The 15820-nt window shown below is 73.1% G+C and carries 15 protein-coding genes; 12 read left to right on the top strand and 3 right to left on the bottom strand.

Translation table 11 applies throughout. From position 1 onward, the window contains the following. Positions 1–13: 13 nt before the first annotated feature. The 4 genes from K7C98_RS07585 (at position 14) to K7C98_RS07570 (ending at position 4083) form a co-directional block, all read left to right on the top strand. Positions 14–565 (top strand): RNA polymerase sigma factor, encoded by a 552-nt coding sequence (locus K7C98_RS07585; RefSeq protein ID WP_224190898.1) that lies wholly within the window; start codon positions 14–16, stop codon positions 563–565. Continuing rightward, positions 562–1350 carry a hypothetical protein gene (locus K7C98_RS07580; RefSeq protein ID WP_224190897.1) on the top strand — a complete coding sequence of 263 codons (789 nt, stop codon included), beginning with the start codon at positions 562–564 and terminating at the stop codon, positions 1348–1350. Before K7C98_RS07585 ends, K7C98_RS07580 begins: the two co-directional genes overlap by 4 nt. A gap of 88 nt (positions 1351–1438) precedes the next feature. Beyond that, positions 1439–2428, top strand: coding sequence for a hypothetical protein (locus tag K7C98_RS07575; RefSeq protein ID WP_224190896.1), 990 nt, complete (start codon positions 1439–1441; stop codon positions 2426–2428). A 776-nt stretch (positions 2429–3204) separates the two neighbouring features. Then, a complete protein-coding gene (locus K7C98_RS07570; RefSeq protein ID WP_224190895.1) occupies positions 3205–4083 on the top strand; it encodes a hypothetical protein in 879 nt (292 codons plus the stop codon). Between the two features lie 137 nt (positions 4084–4220). Here the strand turns inward: K7C98_RS07570 and K7C98_RS07565 are convergent, their stop codons facing one another. Further along, complete coding sequence (locus K7C98_RS07565) at positions 4221–4802, bottom strand: YdeI/OmpD-associated family protein (RefSeq protein WP_224190894.1); 582 nt, start codon at positions 4800–4802, stop codon at positions 4221–4223. Between the two features lie 393 nt (positions 4803–5195). Between K7C98_RS07565 and K7C98_RS07560 the strand changes: the two genes are divergently transcribed. The 3 genes from K7C98_RS07560 (at position 5196) to K7C98_RS07550 (ending at position 8598) form a co-directional block, all read left to right on the top strand. Beyond that, complete coding sequence (locus K7C98_RS07560; protein WP_224190893.1) at positions 5196–6254, top strand: hypothetical protein; 1059 nt, start codon at positions 5196–5198, stop codon at positions 6252–6254. Positions 6255–6362: 108 nt separating this feature from the next. Then, positions 6363–7541 carry an RNA polymerase sigma factor gene (locus K7C98_RS07555; protein ID WP_224190892.1) on the top strand — a complete coding sequence of 393 codons (1179 nt, stop codon included), beginning with the start codon at positions 6363–6365 and terminating at the stop codon, positions 7539–7541. 46 nt (positions 7542–7587) lie between these two features. Beyond that, the gene (locus K7C98_RS07550; protein WP_224190891.1) at positions 7588–8598 is read left to right on the top strand and encodes a hypothetical protein; all 1011 of its coding nucleotides are present in this window, start codon (positions 7588–7590) and stop codon (positions 8596–8598) included. Positions 8599–8723: 125 nt separating this feature from the next. On the opposite strand, the gene K7C98_RS07545 is transcribed toward K7C98_RS07550, so the two are convergent. Then, the gene (locus tag K7C98_RS07545; RefSeq protein ID WP_224190890.1) at positions 8724–9590 is read right to left on the bottom strand and encodes a hypothetical protein; all 867 of its coding nucleotides are present in this window, start codon (positions 9588–9590) and stop codon (positions 8724–8726) included. A gap of 208 nt (positions 9591–9798) precedes the next feature. On the opposite strand from K7C98_RS07545, the gene K7C98_RS07540 reads away from it, so the two are divergent. From K7C98_RS07540 to K7C98_RS07525, 4 genes are all read left to right on the top strand, one after another. Next, the gene (locus tag K7C98_RS07540; protein ID WP_224190889.1) at positions 9799–10764 is read left to right on the top strand and encodes a hypothetical protein; all 966 of its coding nucleotides are present in this window, start codon (positions 9799–9801) and stop codon (positions 10762–10764) included. A gap of 141 nt (positions 10765–10905) precedes the next feature. Continuing rightward, positions 10906–11589, top strand: coding sequence for a hypothetical protein (locus K7C98_RS07535; RefSeq protein WP_224190888.1), 684 nt, complete (start codon positions 10906–10908; stop codon positions 11587–11589). 285 nt (positions 11590–11874) lie between these two features. Continuing rightward, positions 11875–13098 (top strand): IS110 family transposase, encoded by a 1224-nt coding sequence (locus tag K7C98_RS07530; RefSeq protein ID WP_224190887.1) that lies wholly within the window; start codon positions 11875–11877, stop codon positions 13096–13098. Positions 13099–13395: 297 nt separating this feature from the next. Further along, the gene (locus tag K7C98_RS07525) at positions 13396–14298 is read left to right on the top strand and encodes an MOSC domain-containing protein (protein ID WP_224190886.1); all 903 of its coding nucleotides are present in this window, start codon (positions 13396–13398) and stop codon (positions 14296–14298) included. A 150-nt stretch (positions 14299–14448) separates the two neighbouring features. On the opposite strand, the gene K7C98_RS07520 is transcribed toward K7C98_RS07525, so the two are convergent. Continuing rightward, positions 14449–15225 (bottom strand): SDR family oxidoreductase, encoded by a 777-nt coding sequence (locus tag K7C98_RS07520; protein ID WP_224190885.1) that lies wholly within the window; start codon positions 15223–15225, stop codon positions 14449–14451. Positions 15226–15323: 98 nt separating this feature from the next. Here K7C98_RS07520 and K7C98_RS07515 point away from each other — a divergent pair. Beyond that, the coding region (locus K7C98_RS07515; RefSeq protein WP_224190884.1) for a LysR family transcriptional regulator at positions 15324–15820 on the top strand (497 nt) is incomplete at its 3' end.

Raw genomic sequence — 15820 nt, 5'->3', positions numbered from 1 at the left:
ATCCAGGGGTGCCATGCCCGCCAGCGGGGTCCTCCTCGGCGCGCTCCGGTCCCCGGCCGAGCCGCCCACCGTCGCCGACGTCTACCGCACCCACGCGGACTTCGTCTGGCGCGTGGTCCAGCGCCTCGGCGTCCCCGCGGCCGAGGCCGAGGACGTCGTCCACGAGGTCTTCATGGTCGTCCAGCGCCGCCTGCCCGAGTTCGACGGCCGCGGCGCGATCACCAGCTGGCTGTACGCGATCGGCCGCGGCGTCGCGGCCAACTACCGCCGCGGCCACGCCCGCGCGGCCCGCCGGATCGATCACGTCGACCCGCCCGCGCCGCCGCGCTCGCCCGAAGAGGACGCCGCCCAGCGCGAGGCCCAGGGCCTCATCGAGTCCTTCCTCGCCCAGCTCGACCGCGAGACCCGCGAGATCTTCGAGCTCGCCGACATCGAGGGCATGACCTGCCCCGAGGTCGCGCGCGCCCTCGACCTCGACCTCAACCGCGTGCTCGCGCGCCTCAAGACCGCGCGCCGCCGCTTCAACGCCTTCGTCGCCGAACGCGGCGCAACGAGGACCCCGTGACCGAACCACGCGACGACCTCCCGGCCCTCGATCCCCGCGCCGCCGCCCTCCTGGCCGCCTACCGCCGCGGCCGCGCCATGCCGCCGGCCGCTCGCGCGCGCGTCCACGACCAGCTCGTCGGGACATGCTCGCAAGGACATGTCCTTCCACTCAGGCGGCCGCACCGCGACACCCGCGTGTGGGCCGTCGCGCTCGCCATCGCCGCCGCGGTCGTGCTGTGGCTCGCCCGCCGCGGCCCCGACCTGGCCGAACAAACAGGTGCATCCGCGACCATGAGCCCGGCCCACGGCGCCGCCGCCCCCGCGGCCAGCGGCGTCAGCGTCGGCGCGGCGCAGCCCGGCGAGCCCGTCGAGCCGCCCGCGCCCGCGGCCGAGCCCGTCGAGCCGCCCGCGCCCGTCGTCGTCGCCGCGCCCCAACCTGCAGCCCCGCGCGCCGTCGAGGCCCGCCCGCGCCCCAAGCCGACCCGCGACGAACCGACCGCGACCACCACCACCCGCGACGAGCCGACAGCGCTCGGCGACCTGCGCGGCGAGCAGGAGCTGCTCGCGCGCGGCTGGCGGTCGCTCGCGGCCGGCGACGCCGACGCTGCGGCGCGCGACGCCGGCGAGCACGCGCGGCGCTTCCCCGCCGGCGTGCTCGTGCCGGAGCAGCGCGCCCTCGCAGCCGCAGCGGCCTGCGCCGGCGATCCCGATCGCGGCGTCGAGCTCGCTCGCGCCTTCCTCGCCGACCATCCGCGGAGCCCGCTCGCGCGGCGCGTCCGCGAGAGCTGCGACCTCGTGCCGTGACGCCGATCGAAGAATCGCGACCGACTCTGTCCCACTCGCCCGCTTTGCGGACATGTACGGGGCGACCCCCGACGACAGGATTACCCCCATGCGACTTATCGTGAATCACGCTCGCCTGCTCGCTCTCTCCCTCACCACCGGCGCGTTGATCGGCGCCTGCGACATCGACAAGCCGATCGGCGAGCTCGCCCCCTACGAGCCCTGCGAGGGCAAGAAGTGCGGCGACGCCTGCAGCGAGTGCCCCCCCGACGATCCGGACTGCGTCGAGACGGCCGCGATCAAGGCCTGCGACGCCGGGGGCGCCTGCGTGGTCGGCGAGCCCGGCACCTGCGAGGAGCCGATCTACGACCCCTGCGCCGACAAGTCGTGCGGCGACAGCTGCAGCGTGTGCCCGCCCGACGACGAGGAGTGCGTCGAGACGGCCGTCGTCAAGGCGTGCGACGGCAAGGGCCTGTGCGTGCCCGAGACGCCCGACCTGTGCGAGCCGGCGACGTACGACCCGTGCGCGGGCAAGACCTGCGGCGACGTGTGCACCGAGTGCGCCCCCGACGACCTCGACTGCAACGAGACCCTGATCCTCAAGGCCTGCAACGCCGAGGGCCAGTGCGTGCCCGAGGTCCCCGACCTGTGCGTGCCGCCGGCGTGGGCCCCGTGCGACGGCAAGCCCTGCGGCGAGGAATGCACCCAGTGCGCCCCGAACGACCCCAATTGCGCCGAGGACGCCGTCCTCAAGGCCTGCGACGGCAAGGGCCAGTGCCTGCCCGTCAGCGACGACCTGTGCGAGGGCTACGACCCGTGCGAGGGCAAGGCCGCCTGCGACTTCTGCAGCTTCTGCGACCCGAACGACCCCGACTGCATCGAGGACGCCGCCGTCAAGGTCTGCGACGAGTCGCTCAACTGCGTCTACCAGACCCCCGGCATCTGCCTGGAGCCGTACAACGGCTGCGCGGGCAAGGCCTGCGGCGATCCGTGCACGATCTGCGACCCCGACGACCCCGACTGCGTCGAGGACGCGATCTACAAGGTCTGCAACCCCGAGGGTGTCTGCACGCCCGACGCGGCCGACGTGTGCGAGTGACGCGCTCGCGGACATGACCTCTCGGCCATGTCCGCATCGACCCGCCCCACGCGGCGGCCCCGTCGCCAGGCATGTCTCTTCAAACATGTCCCGCGGCGCGCCCCACCGCCCGGGCCGCGCCGCTTTCTGCGTCGCGGACATGACCTCCCGGACATGTCCCGCGGCGCGCCCCACCGCCCGGGCCGCGCAACTTTCTGCGTTGCGGACATGACCTCCCGGACATGTCCTGCGGCGAGCCTCACCGCCCGGCCGCGCCGCTTCCTCCGCGGCGTACATGACCCTTTGGACATATTCACTCTCCGAACCGCCGTGCCCGCGCCGCTGACATGACCTTCCGGACATGTTCACCTCGGACCGCCCTGCCCGCGCCGCGGACATGACCCTTCGGACATATTCACCCCGCCGCGCCGCACCATGATCGGCCACATCCGCCCCGCGCCGCAGAAAACATGGCCTTTCAGACATGTCATGCCCGTCCCGTCCGGCCCATGTCGGTCCACCCACGTCCGGGTCGGGTCTCGACCGACGTGCGCCGTGTGGGTTCTCGCCCGTGACGGCGCTCCTGCGCGGCGGCGCCTCTGCCTGCGCGGCGGCGCAGGGCGCCGCGATCGGCTGGCCGATCGGTCATGTGCGGGCGCGAGCCCGGCGCTTGCGATCTCGCGGTGCAGCGTTCAGGGCCGGCAATTGTCGGCGCGAGCGCGGGACGCGGCCGGGCCCGCGTCGCCGGCTCGCGCGCCACTGGTCAGCGGCCGCAATTTTTGGCACTCCTCCACCCGGTGCCCCTCGTGCTCGCGATCCTGGCCGCGCTGGTGGCCGCGCCGGTCGAAGTCGGCACCGACGCCGTCGACGCCGTCCGGCTCGAGGCGGGCCTGCGGGCGCGCACCGGCGAGACTCTGGACGCCTGGCGCGTCGTCGTCGCGCCGACTGCCACCCCCGGCACCGTGCAGGTCGCCGTCACCGGCCCCGACGGTCTCTCGCGCGGCCGCACGATCGCCCTCCAGGGCCAGACCATCGAGGATCGCAGCCGCGAGCTGGCCGCCAGCGTGGCCCTGCTCATGGACCAGCCCCCCGATCCGCGGCCGTCGCAGCCCGAGCCGCCCGCGGACCAGCAGCTGGAGCCTGAGCCCGAGCTCCCGCCCGAACAGCCCGAGACTCCGCCGCCACCGCCGCGGCCGGCGCTGCGCGGCTGGCTCGGCCTCGGCCCGCGCGTCGAGGTCGGCACCAGCCTGCCTTACGAGGCCGGCCTCGACCTCCTCGGCGGCCTGTGGCTCGCCCGCGAGCGGGTCCAGCCGCTCTTCAGCGTCGGCTTCAGCGGCGGCGCGCGCAGCGGGATCTCCGTGCTCCACGCCCGCTTCGGCGCCGGCGCGGCGTTCGGCGCCCCGCTCGGCGCGCGCCGGCGGATCTGGCTCGGAGGACATGTCCTCGGGCACGCGATGTACCTGCACGCCGCCGAGGCCAGCACCGACAGCACCTGGCTGTCCTCGACCGAGGTCGGCGGCCTGCTGCAGTACCGCGGCCGCCGGCTGTTCCTCGGCCTGCGCACCGGCGTCGATCTCACCCTCCCCTCGGCCCTGGTCCACGGCACCCGCGACGACGTGCGCCGCGGCCACGTGCGCTGGTGCTTCGGCCTCATGTTCGGCCTCGTCTTCGGCTAGACCCGCAGCACTCGCCGCGATCTGCGCCTGTGCTTCGGCCTCGTCTTGGGCTGAACCGCCACGACCCGCGTCCGTGCTTCGGCTGAACCCGCAGCACTCGCCGCGACCTGCGCCCGGTGCACCCCTCGCGCTCGCCGTCACCCGTGGATCTTCTCGCCCTTCTCGAGCATCTCGACGAAGCGCGCGATGTGCTTCGCCCGCGTCTCCGGCTTCTTCGCCGTCTGCAGCCGCCACAGCATCGCGTAGCGGTTGGCGCCGTCGAGCCGCTCGAAGGCCGCCCTCGCGGCCGGCCGCTCCGCCAGCGCCGCCGCGAACGCCTCCGGCAGCTCCGAGCGGCTCGCGGGCGTGTACGCCGCGTCCCAGCGCCCGTCGGCGCGCGCCCGCTCGACCTCCGCCAGCCCCGACGGCTGCATCGACCCGCGCTCGATCAGCGCCTCCACGCGCTCGCGGTTGATCACCGACCACAGACTCCGCGGCCCGCGCGGCGTGAAGCGCTGCAGCCAGCTGTCGGCGTCGTGGGCCTTCTTCTGGCTGTCGATCCAGCCCCACGCCAGCGCCACGTCGACCGCCTCCGAGTAGCTCAGCGAGCGCAGCACCTTGCCCTTCTTCGCCAGCTGCAGCCACGCGCCTGGCGCGCTGTGGTGGTGCTGCGCCAGCCAGCGCGAGAACGCCTCCGCGTCGGCGAACAGGATGATGGGCAACGTCGGTGCGGCCGCCATGCCGCGACTTCAGCACCGGCCGCGCGGACGCGCTTGTAAAAACGCGACAGGGCTCGCACCTCCGTTCGCGGCGGCGCCCCGAGCCACGATCTGTCTCTCGAGACAGACCCGCCCCGTCTCCCGCAAGACGCAGCTCGGCCCGCGCCCCTCGTCCGCGACCGACCTGCCTCTCGAGACAGACCCGCCCCGTCCCCGCGCGCAGCCGCTCGGCCCCGCGCCCGTCGTCCGCGACCGATCTGCCCCTCGAGACAGACCCGCCCCGTCCCCTCGCGCAGCCGCTCGGCCCCGCGCCCGTCCTCTGCCGCCAGTCTGTCTCTTCAGACAGGCGACCCATACCCCCCGCCTCCACCGCTCGCGCCACGCCGGTCTCGCGCTCTTGACGCTCGCCCGCCGTTGGCGCACACCCTTCCCGGATTGACCGACGCGTTCACCCTGCTGTTGTCCGGCTGGCTCGCGTGGGTGCAGGTGCCCGAGCCGCCGCCGGCGGACGACATCCAGTGGATCGCCCCGGCCGGGTGCGGGGGCCGCGACGCCCTGCTCGCCCGCATCGCCGAGCGGCGCGGGCGGCCGCTCGAACCTGGCCAGGCGCGCCTCGTCGCCCGCGCCACCAGCAGCGGACCGGGCCGCCATCGCCTCGAGCTCGAGTTCGACGTCGTCGGCCGCCACGACGCCCGCGTCCTCGTCGCCCGCAGCTGCGCCGCCCTCGTCGACGCGGCGGCCCTCGTCGTCACCCTCGCCGTCGACGGCAGCTCCGGCGAGGCCTCCCCCGTGCCGCCGCCGGAGCCGCTCGACGAGCCGCCGCCGGAGCCCGCGCTCGAGACCGAGTCCGTCGTCCCGCCCGTCGTCCGACCCGAGCCTGCACTCGACGCCGTCCCCGGGCCTCCGGCCACCGCCGAGCCCCTCACGCCTCCGCCCCCGCCTCCGCGTCGCCGCCCGGGCGGCTTCCTGCGCCTGCACGGCCTCGGCGAGCTCGGCGCCCTGCCCGGCCCCACCGGCGGCGTCGGCCTGGCCGGCGGCCTGCTGTGGCGCTGGTTCCGGCTCGAGCTGCACGCCGGCTACCTCGCGCCGAGCGCCCGCCGGGCCTTCGACACCGACATCCGCGTCTCCCTCGTCACCGCCGGCGCGCTCGGCTGCGTCCGCCTCGGTCGGCGCGCGCTCGAGCTCCCGATCTGCCTGGGCCTCGAAGCTGGCGGGCTCCCGGGCGCCGCCGACGGCCCCGGCGGGCGCATCGCGGCCGTCGGGCGCTGGCTGGCGGCCACCGGAGGCGCCGGCGCGGCCGTGCGCGTGCACCCGCGCGTGGCCGTGTGGGCCTTCCTGCACGGCCTCGCGGCCATCCAGTACGGCACCTTCGTCCTGCGCACCGGCGACCAGGACTTCCCGCTGCACGACCCCGGCATCGGCTCCGGCCGCCTCGCCCTCGGCGTGGAGGTCCGCTTCGGCGACCCCCGGTGACGCCCGCGCCCCCCAACTTGGTTCCAGCCGTGCCCCCGCGCCTTTGCGTCGGCGGTCCCGGTGATAGATCGGCGAGCCGGCGGAGACCACCTCTCTTCAGAGCCTCCCATGCGCTCCGAGCAGCCCGACGACCCGCGTATCCGCACCTTCCGCGCGCTCTACCTCGCCGAGTTCGCCTTCGTGTGGGCGACCGCGCGGCGCTACGGCGTCCCGCCGACTCTGGTCGAGGACGCCGTCCAGGACGTGTTCATGACCGCCTATCGGCGCCTCGATCAGGTCCGCTTCGAGGTCTCCGCGCGCGCCTGGCTGCACGGCGTCACCCGCCGGATCGCAGCCCGCTACCGCCGCACCGCCGCGCGCCTGAGCCGGCGCCTCGCCGCCGTCGCGGCCCTCCCGAACGACCCCGCCGATCCGCCGCAGGACCGCCTCGCCGCCGCCGAGCAGCTCGAGCGCCTGCTCGCGCGCCTCGGCGGGTCCACCCGCGCCGCCTTCGAGATGTCCGAGCTGTTCGGCATGACCGGCCCCGAGATCGCCGGCGAGCTCGGGATCCCCGTCGCCACCGTCTACTCGCGCGTCCGCATGGCGCGCGAGCAGCTCCAGCGCGAGCTCGGCGGCCCCGGCCTCGAGCGCGAGCTCGCGGCCGTGCGCGCGCGCGAGGCTCCGCCGCCGGCCGTCGCCCAGCGCTCCTGGGCCGCGATGTTGCCCGGCCTGATGTCGACGCGCACGAGCCTCGGCCTCGCCGCGTTCGTCACGGCCCGCACCGCCGTCATGACCACCCTCGTGCTCGCCGCCGGCGTCGTCGCCGTCGCCTGGCCCCGGGGACAGCCTCGCACCGACCCTCCGAGCGCCGTCGCCTCGCCGACCGACCTCGCCGCCGCGGCCGCGAGCCGCGAGCCCGCGCCTGCGATCGTCGCCCCGCCGTCCGATCCGCCCCCCGTCGATCCGCCCGCGCCCACCCGACCGCCAGGCCGCCTCCGTCCGGCCATCGCCCCTGCCGGCGACCCGCCCGTCGACGCCGACGAGCTCGCCGCCGAGGTCGCGCTCCTCGATCGCGCCCGCGCCGAGCTCGCGCGCGGGGCCGTCGCCGCCGCCCGGGCGCGGCTCGCCGAGCACGTGCAGCGATTCCCCGCCGGTCACTTCGCCGACCTGCGCGGCGCCACCGAGGTCGAGCTGCTGTGCCGCGAGGGCGACCGCGCCGCCGCCGTCGCGCGGGCGGTCGCTCTCGTCGCCGCGCACCCGCGCTCGGCCGTCGCCCAGCGCTTTCGCGATTTTTCGTGCCCCGGGTGATAGGAACCCGAGGGGGCGGAGACGACAGGGATCAGAGGTCATCGTCATGTCGCTTCCTCGCTTCACCTATTCCTCTCTTCGCCTCCTGTTCGTCCCCGCCGCGCTCGCCCTGTCGGCGTGCCCCTTCCCCAAGGTCCTCGGCGACGGCCCCGCCGCCGCCGACACCGACACCGACACCTCCAGCGGCACCATGCCGACCACCGGCGACGAGCCGCCGCGCGTCTGCGACAACCCCGCCTACGCCTGCTCCCAGCCGCCCGACTGCGAGTATTGGAAGTGCGGCGCGCTCGGCAGCCCGTTCGACGCCGACGGCTGCCTGCGGCAGAACTGCGAGGATACGCCCTGCGCCGCCGACGAGATCTGCTACGGCGTGGGCAACACCAATGATTGCCCGATCGGCCCGGAAGGTTGCACCGAGGATCCGCAGACCGCCACCTGCACGTGCGAGCTCGCCAGCAATTGCTCCACCGGTCATTGCATCCCCGCCGACGAGGGCCCGCCCGTCGAGTGCCCGCTGATCACCGACGAAGCCGAGTGCAAGGCCGAGTGCAGCGAATGGTACCCGGGCATCGGTTTCTGGCGCGTCGACGAGAACGACGAGTGCGTGCAGGACGAAGCCGCGCCGCGCTGCCTCTGGTTCCCGGGCGACGCCTGGGGCGGCACCGCCACGCCGGGCTCGTTCTACGAGAAGGCCACCGGCCTGGCCACCATGTTCGGCACCGACTGGTTCGTGCCGCCGCACGGCTGGGGCGACTGCGGCGACGCCGACGCCCCGCCCGCGTGCAAGTGCGTCGGCTTCTGCTCGCAGCAGCAGGGCTTCGTCGCCGAGGTCCTCGAGAACGACCTGCCGTGCGACGACGTGAGCGACTGCGTGCTGGCCGACGCCGTCTGCTTCAGCGAAAACACCTGCGGCAGCGTCGGCGTGCACAAGGACAACGTGGACACGTGGAACGGCGCCCACAGCGACCTCCAGGCGCTGGGCTGCTGCGAGGGCGCCGACCCCTGCGGCGCCACCCTCGCCTGCGAGGACCAGCGCTGCGTCGCCCTGTTCCCGTGAGCGCCGACGCGGCGGCGACAATCGCACATGCGCGAAAAGGCATGCCCTTCAAGACATATCGTCATCGACATGTCCCACCACCTCGCCGGCCTACCCGGCGAGGTGACCGAGCCGCACCTCCGGCGTCACTCCCACCCGTAGCGCTCGACGGCCGCCGCGAAGCGATCGACGTGCTCGTCCTGCAGCGCGGCCAGCTCGGCCAGCGTGTCCGCGCCGAGCGGGTCGAGCACCGCCAGGTAGTCCTCGCCGGCCGGCGCGGTCTTCCAGTCGTTCTCGACGAAGATCACCGCCGCCTCGCCGGCCTGCGCCAGCGCAGCGCCGTACGGCGCGAAGCTGTCCGCCGCCTCCTCGAGGGCCGCCACGAACGCGTCGTCGTCGAGCCCGCTGTACGGCTCGCCGTCGGGCCCGCGCAGGTTGAGGTAGATGACCTCCGAGTCGAACGCGAAGTAGCCGCCGCCGAGGCCCGCGTCGACGTCGGCCGCGTGGTCGAAGAACGCCTGTCCGAGCTCCGGGTCGACCTGCGCCACGTCGAACGACACCACCGCGTAGCCCGTCCCGCCGTCCTCCGCCGCGAAGTCGGCGACCAGCACGCTCCACTGACTGAACACGTAGCCGAGGGCGGCCGCCAGCGACTCGACCTCGGCGGCGCTCGCCATCAGCCGCGTCTGCAGCGACGGGTTCGTCACCCGCTGGAACCCGCCCGGCGTCAGCTCGGTGTCCAGCATCTGGTCCGCCAGCCCGACCGCCGTGACGATGTCGGGCAGCATCGCGTCGCGGACCTCGACCGTGAACATCTCGCGCTGCTCGTAGCTCGCGTTCTCCAGCGTCAGGTCGAGCGCGCCCAGCTCGTACAGCGGCGTCGGGATGACCTCGTACGACACCTGCTGCACGGGGCCGATCGGCAGCGGCTCGGCCTCCTCGGCGCCGCACGCCGCCAGCAGGACGACCCAGGACAACACCACCACCCGCGGGACAGGGACGAACAACGACACGACCCATGTCCATGCACCCGGCGGCCCCTTCGCGTCAAGGCCGAGCCGCGCGAATCGCCGGTTCCCCGCCGCGGCGCGGGCGCCCGCGGTCGCCGGCCATTGCTCATACATGTCCCGTGGGACAGCACAGTGAATGCAAGGCTCGCTAACACAACGTTCTCGTACCCGACGAGCCCGCTGTCGCCGCGCGACATCGCCGTGACCGGCCGTGGTACTCTCCTCCGTCGATGCTCTCGCCCCTGCGCCGCCTCCTGCTCGCCACCTTCGCCCTCGTCGCCTGCGGCCCCGAGTCGGCCGCCCCACCGACGCCACCACCGGCAGCGCGACCGACACCACCGCCGATCCCACCGCGCCGACCACGGGAGCCCCGGTGCCGGCCGACCTCGGCCCCGACGAGCAGCTCTGCCTCGATCTCTGCCTCAACCTGCTCGCCCGTGACGCCGCGTGCAGCCGCGCCGACGCCTCCTGCTATGATTGGTGCCTCGTCGGACTGCAATCCTCCGACACGGCAGGCTGCGGCGCCGAGATGCGCGCCAGCCGGCGCTGCGAGGCCGACGCCGGCGCGTTTCACCCGACCTTCGCCTGCGAGGCCCCCGAGTGCGGCCCCGTGTACCTCGCCAAGGACGTCTGCGACGGCTTCTGCGCGCACCTCGGCGGGATCCCCTCGGGCGGCGGCTCGCCGCAGGACTGCACCTACGCCAGCGATTGCCTCGACGGCCACACCTACGAGATGGCGTGCACCACCACCGATCCGTCGACCTGCACCTGCCGGATCGACGGCGCCGACGCCGGCACCTGTGAGCTCGGCATGGGCCTCGCGGCGTTCGCCTGCGAGGTCGTCGACGTGTTCAGCGGCTGCTGCAACGACCACTTCTCCGCCACCTTGAAGCCGGCCGTGATCGACGAGCCCGCCCCGGTCGAGCCCGGTACCGGCGGCACCGCCCCCCCCGGCGACCCGTGCCCGCTGCTTGGCTTGTACCTCGCCTGCGAGCAAGATGGCACCCCCGGTCAGGCCTTCTGCGACCAGATCGCCGGCACCCTGCAATTCGGCCCGTGCCTCCCCGAGCTGGATTGCCGCCTCGCCGAGCCCGAGCAATGCGCCCAGCGCTGCGAACTGGTCGACGGCGAGCCGACCTGGGTCGCGCAGGAGTGCATGGAGAGCACCTCCGGCTGACACGCGCCCGATCGCCCGCTGCGCAGCCGCCCGCACCGGGCGACCTCGACCCACCTCGTGGGCGCCGGGAGCATCGTCTCCGCCGGCGGACGACGCTCCCGCGGCGCCGCCACCTGCGATACCGTGGCGAACGGAGGTGTCATGCATCGAACCCGCCTGTACCTGCTCGGACTCGCAGCGGTGATCGCCTGCAGCGAGGCCGGGGCGCCGACCACCGAGGGCACCAGCGGCAGCTCCACCACCGGGACCGGCACCAGCGGCGACGGCCCCACCGGGACGACCACCGGCACCACCACCGCAGCCCCCACCACCGACCTCCCGACAGAGGGCAGTGAGGGCGGCACCGACAGCGCCGGCGGCACGACCCTCGGCACCACCGCCGACCCCACCGACGGCGCCAGCGGCACCAGCGACACCGACGGGGGGACGGGCGGCGGCGGCGAGGGCAGCGGCATGGCCTGCGCCAAGTGGTACGACGCCTTCGTCGCATCGTACGTCCCCCAGTGCGAATGTCAGGTCTCGCTCGGCATGTACGACACCGTCGACGAGTGCCTGGCCGCGACCGTCCCCCCGTCGAGCTGCACCTGCGAGATCTTCGCCCAGTCGCCCGAGACCGCCGCCCAGCTGCAATGCTACGAGAAGGCCGCCATCGACAAGGCCGAATGCCTGTCCGGCCTCGGCCTGTGCGCCGGCGAGCTGATGCTCCAGCTGTGCGACGACCTCGAGCTCACCTCGCTGCTCCTGTGCGGCAACCCGCCCAAGGAGATCTGCGACGCCATCACGATGATGTGCGACGACGCCCCGCTGCTGCTCTGCCTGTTCTGAGTTTCCCACCGGCTGGCGCCGACCCGCGGGGATGAAACGGCCCTGGGCCCCCGTGGGGAGGTCTTGGCGGGTGTTGCGCGATTTCGCGCGAGGGAGTATTTTCGCCGCGAATGCCGGCGCAGAGGTCGTTCACGCACTGGTGCAGGGTGAGCCCGTTTCTGAGTTGGACCGGAGGGCCCGTGAGCACCCTTGGTTGCGAGCAGGAGGTCCTTGGACCTCCTGGAGCGCGTTTGAGAGACTTCGAGTTAGGGGCCCTCATGCCGGCGTTCTTCACGGAGGATCGCCATGGAAGTGATGTACGGGACTTGTGCGGGCATGGATGTCCACAAGGACAGCATCGTTGTCTGCGTGCGACGAATGAAGGGCAACAAGGTCGACAGGGAGGTCCGGACCTTCGGCACGATGACCTCGGAGCTGATTCGGCTGGGGGACTGGCTCGAGGACAGCGGCTGTACGGTCGCAGTCATCGAAGCGACCGGCGTGTACTGGAAGCCTGTCTGGCAACTCCTCGCGGGTCGTGTCGAACTGGTGCTGGCGAACGCGCACGAGGTTCGCAACGTGCCTGGTCGCAAGACCGACATGAACGACGCGATGTGGCTCGCGGACTTGATCGCGCACGGGCTTGTGCGTGCGAGCTTCGTGCCACCCGAGCCGATCGCGGATCTGCGGGATCTGACCCGGACGCGCAAGCAGCTCTCGCGCGAGGTCGTCGAGCATACACAGCGGATCCAGAAGGTGTTGGAGACCTGCAACATCAAGCTTGCCTCGGTCGCCTCCAACATTCTGGGCAAGAGCGGGCGGGCGATGCTCGAGGCGATGGTCGCGGGCGAGTCCGATCCCGTGAAGCTCGCCGGCCTCGCCCGCGGGACGCTGAAGGGCAAGCGCGGCAAGCTCATGGAGGCGCTCCGGGGTCGTGTGCGCGATCATCACCGCATGCTGATCTCGACGCACCTCCGGCTCATCGACTCGCTGCAGGCATCGATCGCCGAACTCGAGAAGCGGATCGAGGAAGAGCTCCGCCCTTTTGCTAAGGCCGTCGAGCTACTCCAGACGATCCCTGGAGTCGGACCGACGGCCGCGCAGACCATCATCGCCGAGGTCGGCGTCGATATGAGCCGCTTCCGCTCCGCAGGCCATCTGCGCTCGTGGGCAGGCCTGTGCCCCCGCATGGACGAGAGCGCCGGCAAGCGCCGCTCCAACCGTATGCGCAAGGGTAACGCGTGGCTCAAGACGATGCTCATCCAGAGCGCATGGTCCGGCATCCGCAAGGAAGGTTACCTCTGCGCGCTCTTTCACCGCGTCCGAGCGCGGCAGGGCAAAAAGAAGGCGATCGCCGCCGTCGCCGCCGCGATCCTCACTGCGGTCCACGGGATGCTCCGTGACGGTGAACCTTACCGCGACCTCGGCGCCGAACATTTCAACCGCCACGACCGCGAGCGCGCTGCGTCCCGCCTCGTTCGCCGCATCCGCGACCTCGGCTACGAGGTCGAGATGCGCCCGGCGGCCTGACGACCCCGCTCCGCAAAGCCTGGGCCGCGCGAGGAACAGACGTCCCGTGAACCCAGGCCCAGACCGCGCGGAGAGGGCCGTTTCTTGAGAGCGCGGATGGCGAGCACACTCGGCTTTGCGAGCATCGCTCGTTATCGACATCCTCTCAACGTCGACCCCTCGTCATGGTCCGAATGGCTTGACCAATCCAGGCACGCTCATACTCCTCGCCAAGCTGTCCAGACCTCCGCGAGCACGACGCACGCTCACCACAAGCCCTCGACGACACAGACCCGCCCGGGTTATTTTCCGCCTCGCATGCCCTCGCCGCCCCTCGGCTCGCTGCGCGCGCTCCTGCGCTACCCCGTCAAGTCGATGGCCGGCGAGGCGCTCACGAGCGTCGCCGTGCTCGCCGAGCACGGCCTCCAGGGCGATCGCGCCTACGGCGTGCTCGACCGCGAGACCGGCCGGATCGCCAGCGCCAAGCAGGCGCGCCGCTGGAGCGCCCTGCTCGGCTTCCGCGCGCGATTCACCGGCGGCCTCGCCGACGGCCGGCATCACGGCCCGCTGGCGATCGCGCTACCCGACGGCACGAGCGTCTCGAGCGACGACGTCGACCTCGACCGTTCGCTCTCGCAGGCGTTCGGCCGGCCCGTGCGCTTGACCGCCGCGCCGCCCGCCGGGCAGGCCGAGTACCGCGCCGAGTCCGAGGACGGCGACGACAAGCCGATGGGCGTCGGCGCCGCGCCGGGCACCTTCTTCGACTTCGCCCCGATCCACCTCGTCACCACCGCCAGCCTCGCGCACCTGCGGGCGCTGCAGCCGGCCTCGCGCTTCGACGCGGCCAGGTTCCGCCCCAACCTCGTCATCGACACCGGCGACGCCCGCGGCTTCGTCGACAACGACTGGGTCGGGCGGACCCTCGCCATCGGCGACGAGGTCCAGCTGTGCGTCACCTTCCCCTGCCCGCGCTGCGTCATGACCACGCTCGCGCAGGACGACCTGCCCGCCGACCCCGACGTCCTGCGCACGGCCGCCCGTCACAACACCCAGTGGTTCGCCCTGCTCGCCCGCAGCATGCCCGTCGTCGGCGCCTACGCCACCGTCGTGCGCGGCGGCACCCTCCGCCTCGGCGACCGCGTGCGCCTGCTCGGCCGCGCCCCGCTGCGCCGCGCCTCCGCCGTCCTGCACGCGGTCAAGCGCGCCGTCCGCCGCGGCTGACGCGGGCCGTCCCCTGTCGAGGCCCACGACGCCGGCCCTCGCGGGGCTCGATCGGCATGAAGGTGCCGACCCTCGTCGAGCCGCACTGGTCGCCGGCCTCGCGGTGACAGCCGACGACCTCGCGGGATGACTCGCTACAGCTCGTGCGGCTCACACCTGGGCCTGGCCGCCGTCGACGAACAGCTCGATGCCGGTGATGTAGCTGGCGTCGTCGGACGCGAGGAACGACACGGCCCTGGCGATCTCGTCGGGAGTGCCGACGCGGCCGAGCGGGGTGACGCTGGCGGCCTGCGCCGCGAACTGCTCGATCTGCGCGTCGTTCATACCGAGCTCGGAGCGGTACGCCGGCGTGACCACGGTGCCGGGGGCGACGACGTTGACGCGGATCCCGCGACCCTTGAGGTCGACCGCCCAGGTGCGGACGAACGAGCGCAGGGCCGCCTTGGTCGCCGCATACACGCCGAACGCGGCGACGCCCTTCAGTGAGACCATCGAGCCGTTGACGACGATCGCGGCCCCGGCGGACATCAGCGGCAGGGCCTTCTGCACGGTGAACAGGCTGCCCTTGACGTTGATGCCGAAGTACTTGTCGAACACGGCCTCGGTGACCGCGCCGAGCGGCTCGAAGGCCCCGCCGCCGGCGTTGGCGAACAGGATGTCGAGGCGGCCGTGCGCGCGCCCGATCTCGGCGAACACGCGATCGAGGTCGGCGAGCACGCTGATGTCGCAGCGGATCGCGGTGACCTTGCGGCCGATCTGGCCGACGGCGGCGTCGAGCTCCGGCTGGCGGCGGCCGGTGATGTAGACGTGCTCGGCGCCCTCGTCGACGAAGCGCTGGGCCGTGGCGAGGCCGATGCCGGTGCTGCCGCCGGTGATCAGGGCGACCTTGCCGGCGTGTTTGGTGGTGTGAATGTTGCGGGTCGACATGGACGCAAACCTACGGCGTGCACGTCTGCGGACAAGCGAGCGACCTGTGGCTTCTTTGTTCACCGTGGGGAATAATCGGGGCGGAGGCGCGCCGGGCCGTGGACCAACTTCTCGCCATCAAAGTGTTCGCGCGGGTCGTCGAGGCCGGCTCCTTCACGCGGGCGGCGGACTCGTTGCAGATGCCGAAGGCGACGGTGACGAAGCTGGTCCAGGGCCTCGAGGCGCACCTGCAGGTCAAGCTGCTGCTGCGCACGACCCGGCGCGTGACGGTGACCCCGGACGGCGCGGCCTACTACGAGCGCACGAGTCGGCTGATGTCCGAGCTGTCCGAGCTGGACGCGTCGCTGCGCGGGGCCCAGGCGAGCCCGCGCGGGCGGCTGCGGATCGACACGGGCGGCACGATCGCCAGCGGGATCTTGCTGCCCGCGCTGCCGGAGTTTCGCGCCCGCTACCCGGACCTGCACCTCGACCTCGGGGTCACCGACCGCATCGTCGATCTGGTCGGCGAGAACGTCGACTGCGCCCTGCGCGGCGCCGCCGAGGACTCGACGCTGATCTCTCGCAAGATCGGGACAGTCGGTTGGACGACTTGCGC

Source organism: Nannocystis pusilla (genome assembly GCF_020073745.1).
Lineage (GTDB): Bacteria > Myxococcota_A > Polyangia > Nannocystales > Nannocystaceae > Nannocystis > Nannocystis radixulma.
This window is presented reverse-complemented; position numbering and strand designations above follow the sequence as displayed.